At 40.4% G+C, this 19,543-nt stretch carries 15 protein-coding genes; 11 read left to right on the forward strand and 4 right to left on the reverse strand.

The window, feature by feature from the left end:
- Window positions 1-77: 77 nt before the first annotated feature.
- Complete coding sequence (locus tag ACHFIY_RS07125) at window positions 78-422, reverse strand: Hpt domain-containing protein (RefSeq protein WP_410845381.1); 345 nt, start codon at window positions 420-422, stop codon at window positions 78-80.
- Between the two features lie 467 nt (window positions 423-889).
- On the opposite strand from ACHFIY_RS07125, the gene ACHFIY_RS07130 reads away from it, so the two are divergent.
- Both ACHFIY_RS07130 and ACHFIY_RS07135 read left to right on the forward strand, forming a co-directional pair.
- Window positions 890-1,318: a DUF5606 family protein gene (locus ACHFIY_RS07130; RefSeq protein WP_410845382.1), complete on the forward strand. Its 429-nt coding sequence runs from the start codon at window positions 890-892 to the stop codon at window positions 1,316-1,318.
- Between the two features lie 1,093 nt (window positions 1,319-2,411).
- Window positions 2,412-3,641 (forward strand): aspartyl protease family protein, encoded by a 1,230-nt coding sequence (locus ACHFIY_RS07135; RefSeq protein WP_410845383.1) that lies wholly within the window; start codon window positions 2,412-2,414, stop codon window positions 3,639-3,641.
- An 83-nt stretch (window positions 3,642-3,724) separates the two neighbouring features.
- On the opposite strand, the gene ACHFIY_RS07140 is transcribed toward ACHFIY_RS07135, so the two are convergent.
- Window positions 3,725-5,077, reverse strand: coding sequence for a hypothetical protein (locus ACHFIY_RS07140; RefSeq protein WP_410845384.1), 1,353 nt, complete (start codon window positions 5,075-5,077; stop codon window positions 3,725-3,727).
- A 301-nt stretch (window positions 5,078-5,378) separates the two neighbouring features.
- Here ACHFIY_RS07140 and ACHFIY_RS07145 point away from each other — a divergent pair, with 301 nt between their 5' ends.
- The 9 genes from ACHFIY_RS07145 (at window position 5,379) to ACHFIY_RS07185 (ending at window position 18,421) form a co-directional block, all read left to right on the forward strand.
- On the forward strand, window positions 5,379-6,509 hold the full coding sequence (locus ACHFIY_RS07145; RefSeq protein WP_410845385.1) for a formimidoylglutamase: 1,131 nt from the start codon (window positions 5,379-5,381) through the stop codon (window positions 6,507-6,509).
- A gap of 108 nt (window positions 6,510-6,617) precedes the next feature.
- The gene (locus tag ACHFIY_RS07150; protein WP_410845386.1) at window positions 6,618-7,808 is read left to right on the forward strand and encodes an aspartate aminotransferase family protein; all 1,191 of its coding nucleotides are present in this window, start codon (window positions 6,618-6,620) and stop codon (window positions 7,806-7,808) included.
- A gap of 718 nt (window positions 7,809-8,526) precedes the next feature.
- Window positions 8,527-11,592: a SusC/RagA family TonB-linked outer membrane protein gene (locus ACHFIY_RS07155; protein WP_410845387.1), complete on the forward strand. Its 3,066-nt coding sequence runs from the start codon at window positions 8,527-8,529 to the stop codon at window positions 11,590-11,592.
- Window positions 11,593-11,670: 78 nt separating this feature from the next.
- Complete coding sequence (locus tag ACHFIY_RS07160) at window positions 11,671-13,017, forward strand: RagB/SusD family nutrient uptake outer membrane protein (protein ID WP_410845388.1); 1,347 nt, start codon at window positions 11,671-11,673, stop codon at window positions 13,015-13,017.
- Window positions 13,018-13,039: 22 nt separating this feature from the next.
- Window positions 13,040-13,555 carry a DUF5004 domain-containing protein gene (locus ACHFIY_RS07165; protein ID WP_410845389.1) on the forward strand — a complete coding sequence of 172 codons (516 nt, stop codon included), beginning with the start codon at window positions 13,040-13,042 and terminating at the stop codon, window positions 13,553-13,555.
- An 11-nt stretch (window positions 13,556-13,566) separates the two neighbouring features.
- Entirely contained in the window at window positions 13,567-14,373 is an 807-nt protein-coding gene (locus ACHFIY_RS07170) for a hypothetical protein (protein ID WP_410845390.1), read from the forward strand.
- A gap of 5 nt (window positions 14,374-14,378) precedes the next feature.
- Window positions 14,379-16,214 carry a SusF/SusE family carbohydrate-binding protein gene (locus tag ACHFIY_RS07175; protein ID WP_410845391.1) on the forward strand — a complete coding sequence of 612 codons (1,836 nt, stop codon included), beginning with the start codon at window positions 14,379-14,381 and terminating at the stop codon, window positions 16,212-16,214.
- 761 nt (window positions 16,215-16,975) lie between these two features.
- Window positions 16,976-17,851, forward strand: coding sequence for a YicC/YloC family endoribonuclease (locus ACHFIY_RS07180; RefSeq protein WP_410845392.1), 876 nt, complete (start codon window positions 16,976-16,978; stop codon window positions 17,849-17,851).
- 90 nt (window positions 17,852-17,941) lie between these two features.
- Complete coding sequence (locus ACHFIY_RS07185; RefSeq protein WP_410845393.1) at window positions 17,942-18,421, forward strand: hypothetical protein; 480 nt, start codon at window positions 17,942-17,944, stop codon at window positions 18,419-18,421.
- Between the two features lie 149 nt (window positions 18,422-18,570).
- Here ACHFIY_RS07185 and ACHFIY_RS07190 read toward each other — a convergent pair whose 3' ends face one another.
- Both ACHFIY_RS07190 and ACHFIY_RS07195 read right to left on the reverse strand, forming a co-directional pair.
- A complete protein-coding gene (locus ACHFIY_RS07190; protein WP_410845394.1) occupies window positions 18,571-18,702 on the reverse strand; it encodes a hypothetical protein in 132 nt (43 codons plus the stop codon).
- A gap of 356 nt (window positions 18,703-19,058) precedes the next feature.
- The gene (locus ACHFIY_RS07195; RefSeq protein WP_410845395.1) at window positions 19,059-19,469 is read right to left on the reverse strand and encodes a response regulator; all 411 of its coding nucleotides are present in this window, start codon (window positions 19,467-19,469) and stop codon (window positions 19,059-19,061) included.
- Between the last annotated feature and the right edge of the window lie 74 nt (window positions 19,470-19,543).

Raw genomic sequence — 19,543 nt, forward strand, 5'->3', positions numbered from 1 at the left:
TGTTGAAATGACATTAATTATTGCTCGACAAAAAAATGCGAGTGTCAAGGCACAAAAGAGGCAAGGAATTGGGGTGCTTACAAATCAGGAAAATCGGCTTTCATGTCCAGGATTACTTGTTGAAGCGCAGCGTTTATCTGTTCTATGTGCCCAGCAATAACTGATAGGCTTAGTTTGTCCTTGCTGCCTTTTGCTTCCAGTGCCAATATGGTGGGCTTTAGGGTATCTACCCCTAAGCTATCGATAGTGGGCTTCATTTTGTGCACTACAAAAGCAACCTTGTCCCAATCTTTCTCCGCCCAGGCTTGGTTTAAGGCTTCAAGGTCTGGCGGTATAGATTCTATAAAAAGCCCTAGCAGGGTTTTGATAAACGCTGGGTCATTATCTCCCATCAGTTCTACCATGGATAAGTTGTACAGCATATTGTAGGGGGTATTGGATAAATTGGGACGAAAATTATTAAGAAATAGTTGCAAAATTAATAAAATTGCAATTAAGCCACAAAAACACAGAGAAGCAGGCTAATGCTCTTTTTTAACTGCTGATGGCTGGGAAACTAATATTGCGTCAAAAAACCTCGATAAGGGTTGAATAATGGTAGCCACGGGTGCAACCCGTGGTAAATAATAACAGTTGGGGCTAAGCATGGAAGGTTTGAACTTCTTGCAACATTTCTTTGTGCTTCTTTGCGAAAAACTTTGTGTTCTTTGTGGTTAAACCTTCGCTTAAAACTGTATGAAGTCTTTAAAGCCCATTCTGAACAGCCTACTTAGAAGGTTTGCAAAACAGTCTAGGTTTGGGTAGCCATTGTAAGTTTCGCTACGATATTTCATTTTCACATTCATATCTGCCCAATTCCCCTTATTTTGCACGTTCATAAATAGAACACATGGAATATAGTAAGTTAATGTCAATCACTGGTATGCCGGGCTTGTTTGAATTGGTGGGCAACAGGACAGATGGGGCAATAGTTAAAAATTTGGAAGACAGCAGTATAAAGTTTGTGTCTTCCCGTGTCAATACTTTTTCGCACTTGGAAACAATAGAAGTGTTCACTATACGTGAAAACGTAAACCTAGTGGAAATTTTCATTGCAATGGAAAAAAGTGAGGAGCCCATACCTTCGGAAAAAGACCCCAAGGCAGTAAAAGCCTATTTCACCATCGTTTACCCCGAAATGGATTTTGACAGGGTGTACCCAAGCGACATGAAGAAAATGGTAAAATGGTTCAATGTGTTGAAAAAGAACGAAGTGCCATTGAAATTGAGCGAAGCACCTGCTGGGGAAGAAGGGGATGATGAAGAAGCGGAAGGATAATTTTTTTATTAATTCCGGTATGTTGCGAGCAAAAAACTCCTATACAACCAAATCATTGCAAATTGTGCTGTAAAGCCCTGAAGGGGTGTTATATACTAGCGATGGGTATAGCCCAACGCATAAAAGTTTATAGCTAAACACCAGTTGCTTTAGAGATACTTTTAGCTACCCAACATCGTTATTATTCAAGCTAGCAATATGTTACTTTTCTTTTCATTATATAGGGTGCATTTCAAAGTTTTCGTTCAACAAGTATCCTATATGGGGGCATTTTTGGATGCTCATGGGGGCATTTTTCCCCCATATAGGATTTTTATTTTGTGCTATATACCTATCCATGCGAATTTTACAATAAACCCAGAGTTACTACTCACTACATAGGCACATAGGTAAGAAAAAAGAAAGAAAACATAATGCTTTGCTTACTTTTTAGCTTCTATAGTCATATAATGAAATTTAAAATAGGTTAAAAACTATGTTTTCTTTCTTTTACTCACTCAAATCTAGGTGTACTACGTGTCTATGTGGTGAAAAAATACCTGAGTAGTAACAACTAAGGGCACCTTGGGCTTGCTTCCTACATCGAATATTAGTTGGCTTAGGAAAATGATAATTCACCATCAAAATCTTATCAGTTTCTTATCAGTAAATTATCACTTTATTATTATAAAACTATCATTCTATTATCAATAAATTATCATAAAATTCACTTAAATTATAATAAAAAATCAGGCTTAAAAAAAGAAAAATAGCTGAATAACAACGAGTTACGGGCAATAAAGTAAAATAGTAAAAAAAATAAATCACGAAAAAGAAGAGAAAAATCCATTCCAAATCTTCGCTTATTTCTTCACATTCCCTCCTTTGTTCTTGCGCCCTCCCCCTTTCGAGCTACTGTGCGTATACAATTCCCCTTCTGAGGGATGGCCATAGGCCGGTATTTAGGGTGCGGATATTACGATCAATTATGTATGTTGCTAACAAATATAAAAGGGCAATAAAAGCTAAGATTTGAAATGCACCTAGGCCATCGCCTAACTATTTGGTAAATGGTAATTAAAAAGTGTTAAATTTATCAACTCATTGCTTTGTCATGGCAAATAGGGCTGCATATAACCACTTTATAAAAAAACAAGCTTGCTTGTTTAGGTGCTTGTTTTGGTGTTCGGTGTATGCTACCGGGCAGGAACAGTTTGTGCCACAACCAGCCAAATTGCTAACACGGTTCTTTTTTACACAGCTTACAGGCGGCATCATCCTTGTAAATGCCAGGCTTGACGACAAGAAAGATTCACTCACTTTTGTTTTTGATACGGGCTGCGGCGGCATATCAATTGATTCTACTACGGCAGCGTTGCTTCAATTAAAACAACAGCCAACCAGCAAGCTGATAAGGGGCATTGCTGGCGTAAAAGAAGTGTCTTTTGCCAACAACCATTGCCTGCACCTGCCCGGGCTAGATGTAGATACCCTCAACTTCCACATCAACAACTACGAACTGCTTACCAGCGTATATGGGATAAAAATTGATGGCATTATTGGCTACAGCTTCCTGAAACGCTATATTGTAAAGATAGACTATGACCTGCAAATGATAGAAGTATATAGCCCTGGCGTTTTCAAATATCCGCGCGGAGGGTACTTGCTGAACCCTGATTTCTCGCAACTGGCCATGCAGCAACTTTCTATAGCAGACAATAGGCAGGTAGTAAGTCATTTTATTTTTGACACAGGTGCGGGGTTGTGCATGCTTTTATCGCAGGATTTTGTAACGGATAGCTTGCTGCTAAAGAAAAAAAGGAAACGCTACCCCACCGAGGCAGAAGGTCTTGGTGGCAAGAAGCCAATGGATTTGTCTGTTGTAAAGCAAGTACACTTGGGGCCATATAGGTTTAAGAACGTGCCTGTATATATTTTTACAGACGATTTCAATGTTACTGCATACCCAATATTGGGGGGTGTGATAGGCAATGACCTTTTAAGGCGCTTCAATGTTGTTTTAAATTACCAAGAGGCAAGCATTTACATAAAGCCAAATAAGCATTATCTCGATTCTTTCGATTATGCCTACACGGGGTTAGGTATTTATGAGATAGGCAATGCGGTTACGGTTGTTGATATTATGCCAGGTTCCCCAGCCGAAAAAGCAGGGTTTATAACGGGGGATATTATTTTAGGGGTAGATAAAGTACTGTTTAAAAATATACAATTGGTAAAGCTGGCATTTCAAAATGCAAGTGCAGCAGTTAATGTAATTGTTTCTCGGGATAATGATTTAATAGTATTGAAGCTAAAAATAAAAAACATATTAGACAGGAGATAAACTAAGTAGCCAGTTAACATTGTACTATGGTGCAAAATCCAGGTTCAAGATATGATTGCTTTTGAACACGATTTTTTATGCTTCTATCCAATCACCTTTCTCAATACAGTAACCACTACCGCTCTATCAGTTGCTAAAGGAGCGTACAAAGCCTGATTGCAATAAACGATAACATTAGTCAAGTCAGTTTTATAGGTTTCATATTGCCCATCTTGCAATAAAATGGATGCGAGTACTTTTCCTTCCTTAAAAAACCCTTTTTCGTTTTCTATCAATAGCAAAGCAGACAAGTGGCTTGCATAATCAATTGTTATTAATGGCTTGATGCCTGTTTCTTTTGCTGCCAATACTTTTTCTTCAACATTTCTTTTCTTTTTAGGGGCAAAAAAATAAAATAAGCCAAGCCCTGCCGCCAAGGCAATGGCAGGCACAATCCAAATGTATTTGGTATTGGTAATGTCGCCAGAAAGTTTTGAAGTGTCAATTATTGGGGCAGCTGGGTTAACGGTTATATGGATACTGTCAGTTTGTACAGTGCTGTATTTTTTTGTTGCAGCATCAAAATAGCAAAATTGTATGGGGGGAATCACCGCATCCCCGGTTTGCTTGCAGCTAAATGGGATAATGAATTTTTTTTCTCCCAACACAGGGAAGGACAATTTATCTAATTTTTCAGTAGCCTGTGATTCATAAGCCTGTATATTTAATGGCCAGTTGATGGTGGGGCAAACCAAGTTCATAAAATTGCCTTTGCCAGTAATGGTTAGTTCCAGTGCGTTGTTGTCATTGGCGGAATCTATCGGCTTTTTTACTTTTACGTTCATAAAAAAATTGCCTACTACGCCTGTAAACAAATGCTGCTGCGTATCAGTAGGCAATGGGTTTACTTGTACGGATAGTGGCTCGTTTACAAGCTTTATTTTTTTGGTAATTATTCTATAGCTTACTCCATCTTTTTCATAAAACAATAAGTCATTGTCCACAGTGGCTACCCCTAACTGCAATAGCCCATCCTGTAAAGGGAATAGTTGCACTTTTCTTATGATGTACGACTTATAAGCAATGCCATTAAGGTATTCTTCCCTTTCCGATGGCTCGTTGGTTGTCATTTCTACTACGCTGCAACTAGTAAAAGTGGGTGGGTCAACCACTTTGGATTGGGAGTTTAGTCTAGTAAAAAGCTTGTAGGTAACCAATAGTGGCTCACCTACAAAGCAAGACTTTTGGCTGGTGAACACCTTTATGAAAATACTATTTTTTATTTTTTTGCTGATGTCTTGCCCCGGATACAAAACGGAGGATTCATCAATCATGCTGCGCAGGTTCTTAGACTGCACATATACTCCGCCAGGCAATTGCACTATTTGCTGTGCAGCCAACCTGCATTGCCAGCACATAAGCCCAAGGATAATATAAAAGCAGTGTTTTGCCAGCATTGGCTACAAAGTAAGGCTTTAGGGGGAAATGGATGGGCATTCTGCAGGCTAAATAATACTTAAATTTTATGGTTACTACCCATGCGCCACCCAAGTGATTTGCCACTAAGGCACGAAAACACAAAGCAACACAAAGTTTTAAGGGAAGAAGAAAAAGAAAGAAATAATCGTTTTGCTTTTTTTCTTAGTGCCACTTCGAGCCTTTGTGCCTTTGTGGCAACTTTGATATGCCGCTATATTTACCCCCACTTGCTTTATATAATACCGCATTAAACTATGTTTGTACAAACGCACTGAATACATGATTATAGATACTATAATTGATTTTTTGGAACCCATCAACCTGTACGAACTAAGTAATGACGTAGGGTACAAAGATACCCAGCTAGGCCGCCACATAGCTGCTTACGAGGAGGAGTTCCCCGACATTAGCCAGGCAGACATGGTAATTGTAGGTTGTGGCGAAATGCGTGGCACTGGCGGCAACAATAATACCGATGCCCCCGATGCGGTGCGCAAGGCTTTTTATGCGCTTTTCCATTGGCACAAAAATGTTTCCGTGGCCGATATTGGCAATGTGAAAATGGGTGCAAGCATACAAGATACTTATGCCGCTTTGAAAGTAGTAGTGGCCGAATTGATAGCCAAGGGCAAACGGGTAATAATACTAGGCGGCAGCCACGATGTAACACTTGCACAATATGGGGCTTATGTTTCCTTGGAAAAAATAATAGAAGCCACCTGTATAGATGCCCGTATAGACCTAGACATGGACAGCGTGTTGGCAGCAGATAATTTCTTGATGGAAATGCTTACCGGTGAGCCTAATTTTATAAAGCATTACAACCATATTGGCTTCCAAAGCTATTTTGTGCATCCCCAGATGCTGGAAGTAATAGACAAGCTGCGCTTCGATTGTTTCAGGGTGGGCAAAGTGAAGGAAAACCTAGAGGAAATGGAGCCAGCCATACGCAACAGTCACCTGCTTAGTTTTGACATTGCAGCCATACAGCACGCACACGCCCCGGCTAATTTGCTTACCCCCAACGGGTTTACAGGCGAGGAAGCCTGCACCCTGATGCAGTATGCGGGCATGAACAGCCAAATGAGTTCCATTGGCATTTATGGGTACGATGCAGCCCTTGACAATCATGGGCTTACGGCTATACAAATCAGCCATTTACTGTGGTATGTGATGGACGGCATTTACAAAAGCAAGCAAGAAGCCCAGTTGGAAGATCGCTCTCATTTTTACGAGTTCACCATGGCATTTGCAGAAGTAGAAACCGTTTTTTTGCAAAGCAAAAAAACAGGCCGCTGGTGGATGCAGCTAAACAACGATGCCTTTATTGCCTGCAGCAAGCTAGATTATATCATTGCAAGCAACAACGAAATGCCCGAAAGATGGCTAAGGGCAATGGAAAGGCTTTGATTCAATTAGGAATTAGGAATGACAAAGCGAGTAAGGTCCGTAATAATTCCTAATTCATAATTCTTGGTCTTCAATTCCTAATTCTTAATTCCTAATTCCTAATTAAAATTGTCTCTCCGCAATCAGTTCCTCCAGCATATAGCCCAAACGTCTAATGCCCCGATAGGGCTGGAAATGGTGAAGGCCGAAGGCATATATATACATGATGCCGATGGGAAGGCATATTTGGACATGATAAGCGGCTTTAGCGTAGCCAACATTGGCCATAGCCACCCCAAGGTAGTGGTGGCCGTGCAGCAGCAAGCCGCACAATACATGCATCTGATAGTTTATGGCGAATACATACAGCAGCCGCAGGTAGCGTATGCAAAAATGCTTACCGAGTTGTTGCCAGCCTCGCTCAACTGCGTTTACTTTACCAACAGCGGCGCCGAGGCAACTGAAGGCGCCATGAAACTGGCAAAGCGTGTTACCAACCGCACCAAGATGATTGGTTTCAACAAAGCCTACCATGGCAGCACCCAAGGGGCATTGAGCATGATAGGGGATGAGTACTTCCGGAATGCCTACCGCCCCTTGCTGCCTGGCATTACCCATGTTGACTACAATAGCCAAGCAGCCATAAATGCAATTGATAGCACAACCGCATGTGTAATAATGGAAACCGTGCAGGCAGAATCGGGCATTGTGCAGCCCGACCCAAATTGGATAAAAGCCATCCGTCAACAATGCGATAAGCATTGCGTGCTACTGATATTAGACGAAATACAAGCAGGCTTTGGCCGCACGGGTAGTCTTTGGGCTTTTGAGCAATACGGCATTGTGCCAGACATTTTATTGCTTGGCAAAGCCCTTGGTGGCGGAATGCCTCTTGGTGCTTTTATTGCAGATAGAAAGCTAATGGCTACCTTAACCGAAAACCCTGTGCTAGGGCATATTACCACTTTTGGTGGCCACCCAGTTAGCTGTGCTGCTGGCAAAGCTGGCTTGGAAGTATTGCTTGAGGACAACTATATTGCCGAAGTGGCCGCTAAAGAGCAAATATTGCTGCAATACATACAGCACCCCGCCATTGTGGCTCGCCGTGCTAGCGGTTTGTGGATGGCAGTGGAGTTTGACAGTTTTGCCACTAATCACGCCATCATAAAAAAATGTATTGCCAAAGGGCTAATTACCGATTGGTTTTTGTTTAATGACCGCAGTATGCGCATCGCTCCCCCCTTAATTATTACCGAAACAGAACTAACCAATATGTGCAAGCTAATAGTACAAGCCATTGAAGAAGTGGCAAATGCGTAGGGGCTGGGCTTGCCCCCGCCCAATAAACATACAGAGGGCTTGCCCCTCCCAATATGCCATACAGCTAGAGTATATACAGATCTTTTTTTGCACTTTTTAGTTTTATCCAAAAAAGATTGCTGCAAGTAAAATTTATCATAAAACCACTTGCATTTTGTCAAGCGTTGGCTCCCCCTCGCCTTTGTTCTTACTCCCTCTCCCTTAGGAGAGGGTTGGGGTGAGGTCGGGGTTGGGGGGTGAGGTTAACATGCTAGAGGGCAACGTTTGCGTTAATGAGATTTGTATACGCACAGTAGCTCTTCGGAGGCGTTAGGGCTCATGTATTGCGAGATGACTTTTCTCCTTCTCGCCTCCATTCAATTTTCTAACATCCCCCTTAATTTGCCCTTAAATAACCCTTAATTCCTGCCAAAAAATACACCCCCGCAATTATTAAAAGGAAAGGTTAAAAAAAAATTTCTTTATTGTGTAAAAAGTACACATCTTTGTGCTTCAATGTGTAGAAAATACACATTGAATATTGCGATTGCTACTTTTTAAAAAGGATATATGAAAACTCGATTATTGCCTGTTTGCCGTTTGCCAGTTATTTCCTTGGCATACAATTTACAAAAGCTTAGCTCCCCGCTCCTTATACAATGCCTACGGGCAAAATAAATCCCCCACATTTTTAAAATTTAAAACAACTTTTTTTAAGTAAACCAGTAAAACTTTAACTATGAATTGTAAACGATTGCTCGCTGTGCTGGTGATGTTGCTGCTAATAAATAGCATCACAGCCTTTGCACAGGAAAAAGTGGTTACCGGACGGGTAACCGACTCAAAAGACGGCTCGCCCTTGGCTAATGTTACCGTGCAGGTAAAAGGAGGCAAAGCCGCTACGCAAACAACCAACGACGGCAGCTTTAAAATTAAAGTTCCGGGGCCTAAATCAATACTCGTCGTTTCGTCTGTTGGGTATAATTCCCGGCTGATAGATGCAACTGGAGCTGAAATTTCAGTGAGCTTGGTGCAATCAGATGCCTCTTTAAGCGAAGTAGTGGTAATTGGCTACGGCGTGCAAAGGAAAAGGGATGTTACAGGAGCAATATCAAGGGTAAGTGGCGACAAAATTTCGTCTGTGCCTGGCCCAAGCTTTGAAGCTGCGTTGCAAGGCAAAGCACCTGGCGTGCAAGTAATACAAGGCAATGGCCTAGCAGGTTCAGGTTCTGTAATCAGGATCAGGGGTGTAGGTTCTATATCTGCTTCTAGCGATCCCTTGTATGTTATAGATGGTATCCCTTTTATTGCCGATCAGTTTTTAAGGGGCAATAGCGGTGCTATGAACCAAAATCCTTTGGCATCTATCAATCCAAACGATATTGAATCAATAGAAGTATTAAAAGATGCAGGTGCTACAGGTATTTACGGTAGCCGTGGTGCAAATGGCGTTATTTTGGTTACTACCAAGAGGGGCAAGGCTGGGAAGCCATCTTTTACTTACTCTACCAAGTTGGGTGGGGCTACTTATTCTAAGAAATTAAATTTTGTAAATGGTGCCGAGTGGCTGCAACTGCGTCAGGAAGCATGGTTTAATAGTGGCAATACGGGGAAGGCAACTTTGCCTGATGGCATTACTTATGCAAAGGCTGATAGCACTAATACCGATTGGTGGGATTTGCTGACAAGGACTGGTTTTATTGACGACCACAGCATTTCAATGACCCAAGGCAATAAAAAATTAAAAACCTTTGCCAACCTTACTTATGGCAATGAAGCGGGTTATTTAAAAAACAATAGCTATGAGCGTATATCTGCCCGGTTGAACCTGGATTATTTGGTAAGCAGCAAAGTTAAGGTTTCACTTACCAGTGGTTATAACCGTGGCGTTAACCACCGTGTAAATGCTTCTTATGCTGGGGGTATTGGTGATGCCATGAGTAGTGCGCTGCCAATTTACCCAGTTTACAATGCCGATGGTACTTATTTTACTGCTAAGACTAACCCTGTAAGAGTTTTAAATGAATCGCAAAGGCGCGAGATAAGCAACAGGTTGCTGGGTGGTTTGTCATTGGAATATCAACCAATAAACAACCTATTCTTAAAAGCAGCAGGCTCAATTGAATATGTACTTTCATCAGACGATCAGTACCAAACCAATGTATTGACGCAAAAATCTGTGGCTGATTCTGGTTATGCTTCCCGGTCGCCATATTGGGGTACCAACTGGACAACCACTTACACTGCAAACTATCTGTGGAACCCAACGAACGACCATAAGTTTAATTTCCTATTGGGCGCAGAGGCACAAGAAGAAAACCTAAAAGATTATAGTATAGGCATTAATGCATCTACCAATAAGCCTTTTTACCAGCAAATGGGGCTATACAACCATTTGGTAGATTCTGCTAAGGCAAACACACCGGGTGGCATCAACCACAGCAAAGACCAATATACTTTCAATAGTTTTTTTGCAAGGGTAAATTATATATACAAGGGCAGGTATGCGTTTCAAGCTGTGGGAAGGATAGATGGTTCTTCTAAGTTTGGTTCTAACTACAAGCATGGGTTTTTTCCTGCCCTTTCTGCTGGATGGACAATTAGTGACGAAAGCTTCATGAAGCCCATAAGGCAAATTAACTTCTTAAAATTGCGTGCTAGCTATGGTATAGTAGGCAATGCAAATTATCCAAATGGTAGCTATCAAGATGACTATCAGGGGGGGGGGATAACCTACAATGGCCATTCAACTCTATATTTAAATAGAATTGGAAATCCAAATCTGCATTGGGAAACACTACATAATGTGGACGTAGCTGTGGAGTTTGCCTTGTTTGGTAGCAGGGTAACAGGCGAAATTGCGTACTACCACAAAACCACAACCAATATTTTATTGCAGCCTGGTGTGGCTACATCTGCTGGTATTCCGGATATATGGCGAAACTTGGATAATAGTAAAATTTTAAACCAAGGTGTAGAATTTAATGCCAATGTGAAAATAATTGATAAAAAGGACTTGAAATGGGCAGTAGGTGGCAATATTGCCAAAAACCAAAACAAGGTATTGGAATATGAATTGGGACCAGATGCAGTGAAAGGTGGTACTAACGATACCCGTATTGTAAAAGGGTTGCCTGTTGGTGTAAACTTCTTGGTGCGCTATCATGGTGTTGACCCTACCGATGGTTTGCCCATTTGGCTGGATCAAAATGGCAAGCAAACCAAAACTTTTTCGTTAAACCATAGGGTATATGCAGGTAGTGTAATGCCAGATTATATCGGAGGGTTCAATACCTCATTAAACTACAAGAATTTCGATTTTTCTGTGCTGTTTAGTTATGTAATAGGTGGCAAGATTTATGAGAATTCTGGTAAATACCAATTTCTAGGTGTAACTCAGAAATTCTGGAACTTTAGGAAAGACTTCTTAGACAGGTGGACAAAACCGGGTGACGTAACGCAGTACCCTAAATTGTTGGCAAGTGCTACTGACTATCCTGGAGTGCCAAGTGAAGACCAATTTAACTCTACCATGTTTCTGCGGGATGCTTCTTATTTAAGGTTAAGGGAATTGTCAGTAGGGTACAGGATACCGAGGGGCACTTTGGGCAAATCCTTCTTGAAAGACGTAAGGTTGTTCCTCACAGGCACCAACTTACTCACTTTTACAAAGTACCCAGGTGGTGACCCTGAAATAACTAGGGATTTTGAAAATCCGCAGGACAGGAACTTGAGCCCCAATGTTACTTACCTTACTGCACCATCTCAAAAAACATTCATATTCGGCATGAATGTAAATTTCTAACCTATTAAAACAAAGTATATTATGAAGCAGTATAGCAGCAAACTCATAACGATTTGCATATTATTTTCAATATTTCTCATGGCTTGTTCTAAATTTTTGGATAGGACACCAGAAAAACAAATGACAAAAGAAGAGGCTATTAAAACAGACTCAAATTTAATAAGCTTTATCTATGGTGCCTATACACTTGTAGGCAATGATGAGTTTTTTGGCGGCCGTTTACAGGAGGTAAGTGATTTGCTTGGCGACCAATTGAATGGTAGCAAGTTTACGGGCGATGAAGGCGAAATATTTAGGAGGCAAAATTCTATTTTTGGCGGTACAAGGGATGATTTGTATAAAAAAGCTTACGCAATTATAAATAGAGCAAATGTTACTTTAGAATCGCTTAGTCTTGCAGACTCTAACAAAAATTTTATACAAGGCTCGGCTTTTTTTCTAAGGGGGATGGCTCATTTTGAAATGGTTAGATTGTTAGCGCAGCCTTATGGTTATTCGCCTGACAATAGTCATTTGGGGATACCATTAAGGGTGAATACTATTCCAAATTCTTTACTGCGTTCCACTGTAAAGCAAGTATATGATCAGGTTATCAGCGATTTAAAAGCTGCAGATTCATTGTTGCCCACTGCCCCATTGGGTACTACAAAATACTATACAGCTACCAAATATGCTGCGGAAGCTTACTTGGCCAAAGTATATTTTCAAATGAATGACTTTGCCAATGCTTATCTCTATGCCAACAAAGTAATTAGCAGCAACAAGTTTCAGCTAGACATGAGTTATAGTAGCCGCTATGACGTAGGGGTGAGTACAGAGGGCATCTTGGTATTACCTAATCAAACAATTGTGTATAACCCAGGTTCTGAACTAAGGGGCAAGTACCGTTCTGATAAAAACCCTCCAAGCTATAACTACACAGACCAATTTTTTAACCATGCCAATGCTAAGCCAGGCGATGTAAGGCAAGCATGGTACAGCAATACGTTACAGCAAGGGCTAAACGTAAGCACTAAGTATAATAAAGATTATTTCGATCTTCCCATTGTACACTTAACAGAAATAAAACTGATACGTGCCGAGGCTGGTGCTGAAATAGCAGCATCAAACCCTGCCGCCTTGGTTACAGCCATTAAAGATATTAACGACATTATGGCAAGGGCTTATAATGGCATATCTCAAAATTTGCCTGCCAATGCCGTAGCAGCTTTGGTTATTAGTACAACGAGGTACGAAAGAGAGCTGGAATTAGTTGGTGAAGGCAACCGGATACAAGAAATTAAACGTATTGGGGTAAGGAATGGTACCAATATAGATAGGAGGGGTTCACCATGGAATTGCAACGGTTTGATTCTCCAGTTTCCTAAAGGGGAGCAAGATGCCAATGCAGCTTTCCAAATGAATATTGAAGGTGGTTGTTTCTAAAATGCTAAAAATGATAAATAATATGAAAAAGGTATCACTATTAATAATGGCTTGCACGCTTCTGTTCGCCTGCCAGCCCGAGAAATATAAATCTGTAGGAACGCCTATCGACCCTGTTGCTACCCTTGCAGGCACATGGAGTCTAAGTAAGGTTACGCAAACAGACGAGAATGCAAAAAACAATGGTTATTCCTACGATCCCATCAATGTGCAAACAGCAGACTTAACCACTGCTTTTCCATTTACCGATTTTAAGTTAACACTTAATTTAGCTAGTGGAGTGCCCTCTACATTTACTACTGTGCCAGGCAAATCTCCAAAAGTAATTAAGTTAACAAGTGGAACCTGGACTGTTGACAATGCAAAAACGCCACAAATAGTTACATTGGTAAGTGGTAAAGACACTGCAACCGTTACGCTAGGTTCATTGCCATTGAGTGCAACGCCTATTTTAAAATTGGCAGCTACAAAATCAGATTATTCTACTACCAAACCAAAGCTATTGATATCCTATAGCTATGAATTTTCTAAACAATAAACTATTTAAGCATGAAGAAGATAGCATTTTTATTTACATTAACACTTGCTTTTTGCATGGGTACTGCAAAAGCACAGAACCCATCGTTTGTGCCTGCCAGCTTCACGGCTAATGATGCGTTTACGCTTACAGTAGATGTGAGCGGCACGCCAATGGCGGGCGAAACAGAAGCATATATATGGATATTCTCCAACACATCGCCAACAAGCGATGCTGACAAGGCAGCATATCCAGCCAAGGATGGTTATACCAACACTGCATGGGGCAATTCGCCTGTTACGGCAAAAATGACTGCTGCAGGTACCAATAAATGGTCGTTTAAAGTTACGTCTGGCGTTGCTTTGTTTTCCCAGTCACCTGGTCAATTAAAAGATTTTGGCTTTTTGGTTAAATCTCAAACCGGAAGTAAGCAAACACCAGATTTCAAGCCTTATTTCTTCGATTTGTTGGTTTTTAAGCCTACAACGCTAAGGATTTTCCCTGCCAAGGTCGATAAGGACGATATTGTAACCCTAAATTTTGAAAGAACTTTAAGTACTATTGTGCAAGAACAACGCATGACCGCAACAGGAGTTACTGTTACGGCCTTTGACGAGGCTGGCACACAAGTGGGCAACCCGCTTACTTTCCCTGTAAAAAAAGTAACCAGTAATATTTGGAATGCTTCGTTGGTAATAAGCGACAATTTCACGCCTACTACAGGGCATTCGCTATATAAGTTCAGGTACAAATTCATAGGCACTGCCTTAGATGTTACTGGTGCGGCTGCTAGTGTTACTTCTTCGGAATCAGAAATCATATTTACAGCTTTAAAATAAAATTTATGAAAAAAATATTCATCGCTTTCATAGCAATGGCTGCAACTTTTGCCGCTTGTAAAAAGGCAGACTTGGCAACCAACACACCCACGGGCGAGGGTTTGGTGGGCTTTAATTTAAAAACACCTACATCTGGCACTTCTTTGCTGCTAAACGCTTCTACGCCTAGTGCCACTGTTGACATTACATGGGGGGCATCAACCCCAGGGTTAAAAACCCTCCCCACCTATAAATGGTTGTTGGCACTAAAATCGGTTGGTGATTTTTCAAACCCTGTTTTATCGGTTCCTGCCAACAATGGCGGGGTAGATACTAAACTTACCCTTACGTATAAGCAAATCGACGATTCGTTGAATGCCAAAGGCATCAAAGCCAATGCGTCAACAGATTATATCTGGACTGTTCAGGCCGACAATGGCAGCACGCAACTATTGGCAAATAATGTGTTCAATTTGTCTATCACCCGTTTTGGAAACGCTACTTCGCCTTTTGTTATTCTAGGCCCAGTTTCCACAGTTACACCAATTGCTATCGACCCAGGTTCTACTACAAACAATATTGTGTTTAATTGGACTAAGTCAATACCTGCTGTAGGCAGCCCAGCTGTAAAATACCAAGTATTGTTTGCTGAAAGGAAATTAGATGCCAATGGCAATGAAATACCAGTAGATTGGACAAAGCCTTTGTTTACCGTAGCATCTAATACTGCTGGTACAGACACACTAGCTTCTATTGCTTACAAAACAATCAGCGATAGCTTGGTAGGCAAAGGATTTACAAACTTATCTGCCCCTACACTGTTAAAATGGACGGTAGTAGCTACTTCAGGTACATGGAAACAACAATCTACTTATGAAAATATAGTGGGTATTTTAAGGGAAGTAAGGGTATATATGCCGGGTGGGTATCAAACCGCAACTGGTAATGGTACAGACTGGACCCCAGCAAATGCCCCAGAACTAATACGAGATACAAGGGATGGTTTAACCAATAATTTGTATTACACTTATATCTACTTGCCAGCAGGAACAGAATTTAAGTTAACACAAGGAAGGGGATGGGATATAGCTTTTGGCGGCGTGAGTCCTATTACTTTTAACGGCAGTTCTGTAACAGGTGATGCAACTTCCAATAATGGTTCTAACCTTAAAGTAACTGCTGCGGGCGTTTATCGCATTAGTTTTAATAGGACAACTTTAAAAATAAACATTAGCCTTGGCCGTATGGGCTTTGTAGGTGCAGCAGTTAATGGTGTTGGCTGGGTCCCAGGCAATGTATTCCCTGCTGGTGCTATGGGCAATATAGGTACTAACTTATTCCTTGGTATCCACGACTTTACTGCTGATGGATGGAAGATAATTGATAACGACCAGTGGGACAATGGTTCTAAAACGGTTGATGAAACTAGGAGCTATGGTTCTACAGGGCCTTCAGGTTCTGCATTGGTTACCAACGCAGATAATATGCCTAATATACCTGCTGCTGGAAGGTATAGGGTAATATGGGATGGCACTGATGTAAATAACGTAAAATATACCCTGAATGAAGGTAATATGTATGTGATTGGTGCTGCCACTGTTGGTGGATGGGACAACTCGGCTACACAAACAGACGCGCAAAGGCCACCATTAACCTATATGGGTAATGGCAAATGGCAAGGTGTTGTAGCCCTTACCGCTGGCGAATTCAAATTCATTATCAAGAAAGGTAGTTGGGACTTTAGCTACGGTGGAACCGGTGGCAAACTCTCTTATAACAATGGGGCAAATTTGTCCGTAGCAACTGCTGGCAATTATACCATTACTGTTGATGAATATGCGCAAACATATTCTGTTCAATAAGAATTTTTAGTACCAAGTGTTACATTACACGGAAGCACTTAGCATAAGCCTTTTTTAAGGGTTTTGCTAGGTGCTTCTTATTTTATTTGGAACTTAAAAGTTTTCGCTTTGTCCTTAAACAACGGTAATGCAAAAAATCTTAACTTTGTGGTAAAAATGCACTCGATACAAACTACTTACAAAACTAGTGTCTTGGCATCCCAAGCGTAGCTCTTTTTTTACTAATATTAAGATAGTTGTAGTCTCAAAATTTTGTCTTGTATTTATGGCTGTAAAATGCGCACAAATCAAGCATAAAATGAGCATAAATTACGCACCAAATATGCAGAAATCACTCAAAAAATACGCACCAAATACGCGCGTTTTACGCATTATTTTTTTTAGATATTGTTGATAATCAATGATTTAAATAAGAGGAGACAATTTTTGAAAAATACGCGAACAACAAAAAGCTCCAAAATTGGCAAAACTGAAACTATTTTAATAAAAATAGGAGGCAAAATTGATATTATTAAAAATGTGCAAATATTCTCGTTTTGCACTTGTCTTTGAATTAGTTGGGGCTTGCAATCAATTTCAATTGAAAAATTTAGGTTTAATAAAAAAGCAAAACGCTTTTATACACAATCGGCAATATATGTGGTGAGTCGTAACAATTTTTTCTGTTATTTTTACAATGTTTATTTTTCAGTCCTTGGTTTCATGGCAGTTCCGTGATATGGGCAGAAGGATTAGTCTCCTTGTAAAAACAACTTTATTCTATGCTCTATTCCATGACAGGTTACGGCCGCTCCGAACAAACCATTGGCGACAAAATATTTTTAATTGAGCTGCGCTCGCTCAATGGCAAGCAGTTCGACATTAGGATGCAGCTGCCAGCTTTGCTAAAGCCTTACGAATTTGATATAAGGACTATGCTGAACGAAGGCTTGGAAAGGGGCAGCGTTGAATGTTTTATCACCATCAAGCAAAACGGGGTGTCAAAACCCATCAGCATCAATGCCGATTTGCTGAAAGCCTATTATGTTTCCGTGATGCAGATAGCCGATGAGCTGCAGGCCGATACGCAGCAATTGTTGGCAGCTATTTTGAGGATGCCGGAAATAATGGTAAACTCTACCGAGATACTGAACGAAAAGGAATGGGAGCAGTTTAAAATAGTGCTGAAAGCCGCCATTGCTGATTTGATAGTCCACCGCTTAGACGAAGGCAAATCAATAGAGGCCGATATGCTAATCAGGGTAGCCAATATAGAAGCACAAAGCACAGCAATAGTAGCACTGGAGCCCAACAGGAGGCAGAAAATAAAAGAAAACTTCGAGAAATTGCTGGAAGAAAAAGTAGGCAAAGAAAACTACGACAGCAACCGTTTGGAGCAAGAACTGATTTACTACATAGAAAAAATAGACATTAGCGAGGAGCAGGTGCGCCTAAAAAACCACATTAGTTATTTTAAAACAATATTGGAAGAGAAAGACAAAAGCAAAGGCAAAAAATTGTCATTCTTGTTGCAGGAGTTTGGCAGAGAAATAAATACTACAGGTGCCAAGGCCTACGACTCGCAGATACAAAAATGCGTGGTGCTGATGAAAGACGAGCTAGAAAAAGCTAAGGAACAGGTATTGAATGTGTTATAGGGTTATTTTTGTGTTCTATGTGCCTATGTGGTGAAAAATATTTTTGTAAAAAAGCAATAATTATCACTTTAAAACCAGTGTTAACTATAAATGAAGCAGCTTGTTTTCATATTTGTTATGAGTTTTGTGCTAGTGTCTTGTACTAAAACGTACCAGTGTAGCCATATTGGCCTAAACTTGGTATTCAATTCATACGACAGTAGCAACATTGATACAATTATCCTTCGCAGGTTCACCATAGGCAAGAAGTTTATGGAACAGCTAGATTCTGTATTGCTATCGCCACAAAATACAAGATATGTTACAAATACAGACAGCAGCATAAGCCTATATGCAACCAACAATAGCTGGCAAATAAACGATCAGTACGACTGGCAAATAGTCAACCCTTTCGACTATAAAAAGGTCTCTATATCTGAAATGAAATTCCAAAACCTCGAGCAGAAGTACGGCGGTTTGTTTAGCGGCACCCCCCCAATTTGTTATAGCTTTTTCATTTCCTATAAGCGGGACAATTATATAGTCAGCAATTTCGATAGCATAAGCAACAACTTGATTATATCCAAATAGTCACTGCAATTTTTCCAAAACTTTTTGCGTTACTTTCAACCTTCATGCCTTTTCCACATCATGCCTACAACGCACTCATTTCAGGGGCATAAAAAACCCGGCCTCGTTTCAGGAGGCCGGGTTATATGCTGATGCACTTACTGTTTATTTCAGTACACTTGTTTATAACTTTCAGCCCCTAGGAAAAATTCTTCTGTTTGGTCTATGCTTTGCACAAAACGCCTTTTCAATATCAATACTAGTTTGACAAAGAATTTGATGATGGTCCTTAAAATTTTCATGTCGTAAAAATTTTATTGTTTAAAAATAAAAACCCCCGCATTCATACTGCGGGGGTTTCTTTATTATTATCAAATGCTGTTTTACCAACACGAATATAATCCCCCACTACACGATTGATACACACAGGCATCAAAACACTTGTTCAATATGGTATTATGTGATTGTTTTTGTAGCATTACTAATTTTTTATTCCAAGGCAAATATGCAAAAACTTTTTGAATATTTTAACTTTTTATTAATGTTTTACAAAAAAAAATGTTTTCATCCATTTCTAAATTTGAAAAAAAAACATTGGCAGCCCCTAATAAATAGCATTTTGTCGTAAAAAACCTGTACTATTTTCCATGAGCAACAACTATGCCTCTTCTGTAAAAAAATGCGAAATAGCATCAATATTTTTTATTTCCTTGCAAACCGTGGCATTTAAGTTCTTTTCCAAATAGCCAATTACCTGTGAATATTCCTTTGCTTTTTCCTTGTCGGGCTCCGAAACGGATGAACTAACCATCATTACAAAAAAACGACTGTCGTTGGGCATTTCCTGTATGGAGTTCAAAAAATCCCACCCATTCATCACGGGCATGTTAATGTCCAGCAACACAAGGTAAACACTGTTGTCATTTGTATTGGAGATGTACTCAAAGGCTTCTTTCCCATTTTTAAAAGTCAATGGCGCATTCGAAAGGTTGCAATTGGCAACAATTCGCTTGTGCATCAATACCACCACCGGGTCATCGTCCACTATCAAAACTTTCAAATTTTCCATTTCAAGCAATTTACACTTTTTTACTTTCCGCCCTTGTGCATATGCTGGTTTATTTGCACAAAACGAGCCAACAT

The organism is Parasediminibacterium schistidii (genome assembly GCF_046546515.1).
GTDB lineage: Bacteria > Bacteroidota > Bacteroidia > Chitinophagales > Chitinophagaceae > Parasediminibacterium.

What these genes read in the sequence shown, in the direction of transcription:
- ACHFIY_RS07125 (WP_410845381.1), bottom strand. Translation starts at nt 422, where the DNA reads ATGCTGTACAACTTATCCATGGTAGAACTGATGGGAGATAATGACCCA.
- ACHFIY_RS07130 (WP_410845382.1), top strand. Translation starts at nt 890, where the DNA reads ATGGAATATAGTAAGTTAATGTCAATCACTGGTATGCCGGGCTTGTTT.
- ACHFIY_RS07135 (WP_410845383.1), top strand. Translation starts at nt 2,412, where the DNA reads ATGGCAAATAGGGCTGCATATAACCACTTTATAAAAAAACAAGCTTGC.
- ACHFIY_RS07140 (WP_410845384.1), bottom strand. Translation starts at nt 5,077, where the DNA reads ATGCTGGCAAAACACTGCTTTTATATTATCCTTGGGCTTATGTGCTGG.
- ACHFIY_RS07145 (WP_410845385.1), top strand. Translation starts at nt 5,379, where the DNA reads ATGATTATAGATACTATAATTGATTTTTTGGAACCCATCAACCTGTAC.
- ACHFIY_RS07155 (WP_410845387.1), top strand. Translation starts at nt 8,527, where the DNA reads ATGAATTGTAAACGATTGCTCGCTGTGCTGGTGATGTTGCTGCTAATA.
- ACHFIY_RS07160 (WP_410845388.1), top strand. Translation starts at nt 11,671, where the DNA reads ATGGCTTGTTCTAAATTTTTGGATAGGACACCAGAAAAACAAATGACA.
- ACHFIY_RS07165 (WP_410845389.1), top strand. Translation starts at nt 13,040, where the DNA reads ATGAAAAAGGTATCACTATTAATAATGGCTTGCACGCTTCTGTTCGCC.
- ACHFIY_RS07170 (WP_410845390.1), top strand. Translation starts at nt 13,567, where the DNA reads ATGAAGAAGATAGCATTTTTATTTACATTAACACTTGCTTTTTGCATG.
- ACHFIY_RS07175 (WP_410845391.1), top strand. Translation starts at nt 14,379, where the DNA reads ATGAAAAAAATATTCATCGCTTTCATAGCAATGGCTGCAACTTTTGCC.
- ACHFIY_RS07180 (WP_410845392.1), top strand. Translation starts at nt 16,976, where the DNA reads ATGCTCTATTCCATGACAGGTTACGGCCGCTCCGAACAAACCATTGGC.
- ACHFIY_RS07185 (WP_410845393.1), top strand. Translation starts at nt 17,942, where the DNA reads ATGAAGCAGCTTGTTTTCATATTTGTTATGAGTTTTGTGCTAGTGTCT.
- ACHFIY_RS07190 (WP_410845394.1), bottom strand. Translation starts at nt 18,702, where the DNA reads ATGAAAATTTTAAGGACCATCATCAAATTCTTTGTCAAACTAGTATTG.
- ACHFIY_RS07195 (WP_410845395.1), bottom strand. Translation starts at nt 19,469, where the DNA reads ATGGAAAATTTGAAAGTTTTGATAGTGGACGATGACCCGGTGGTGGTA.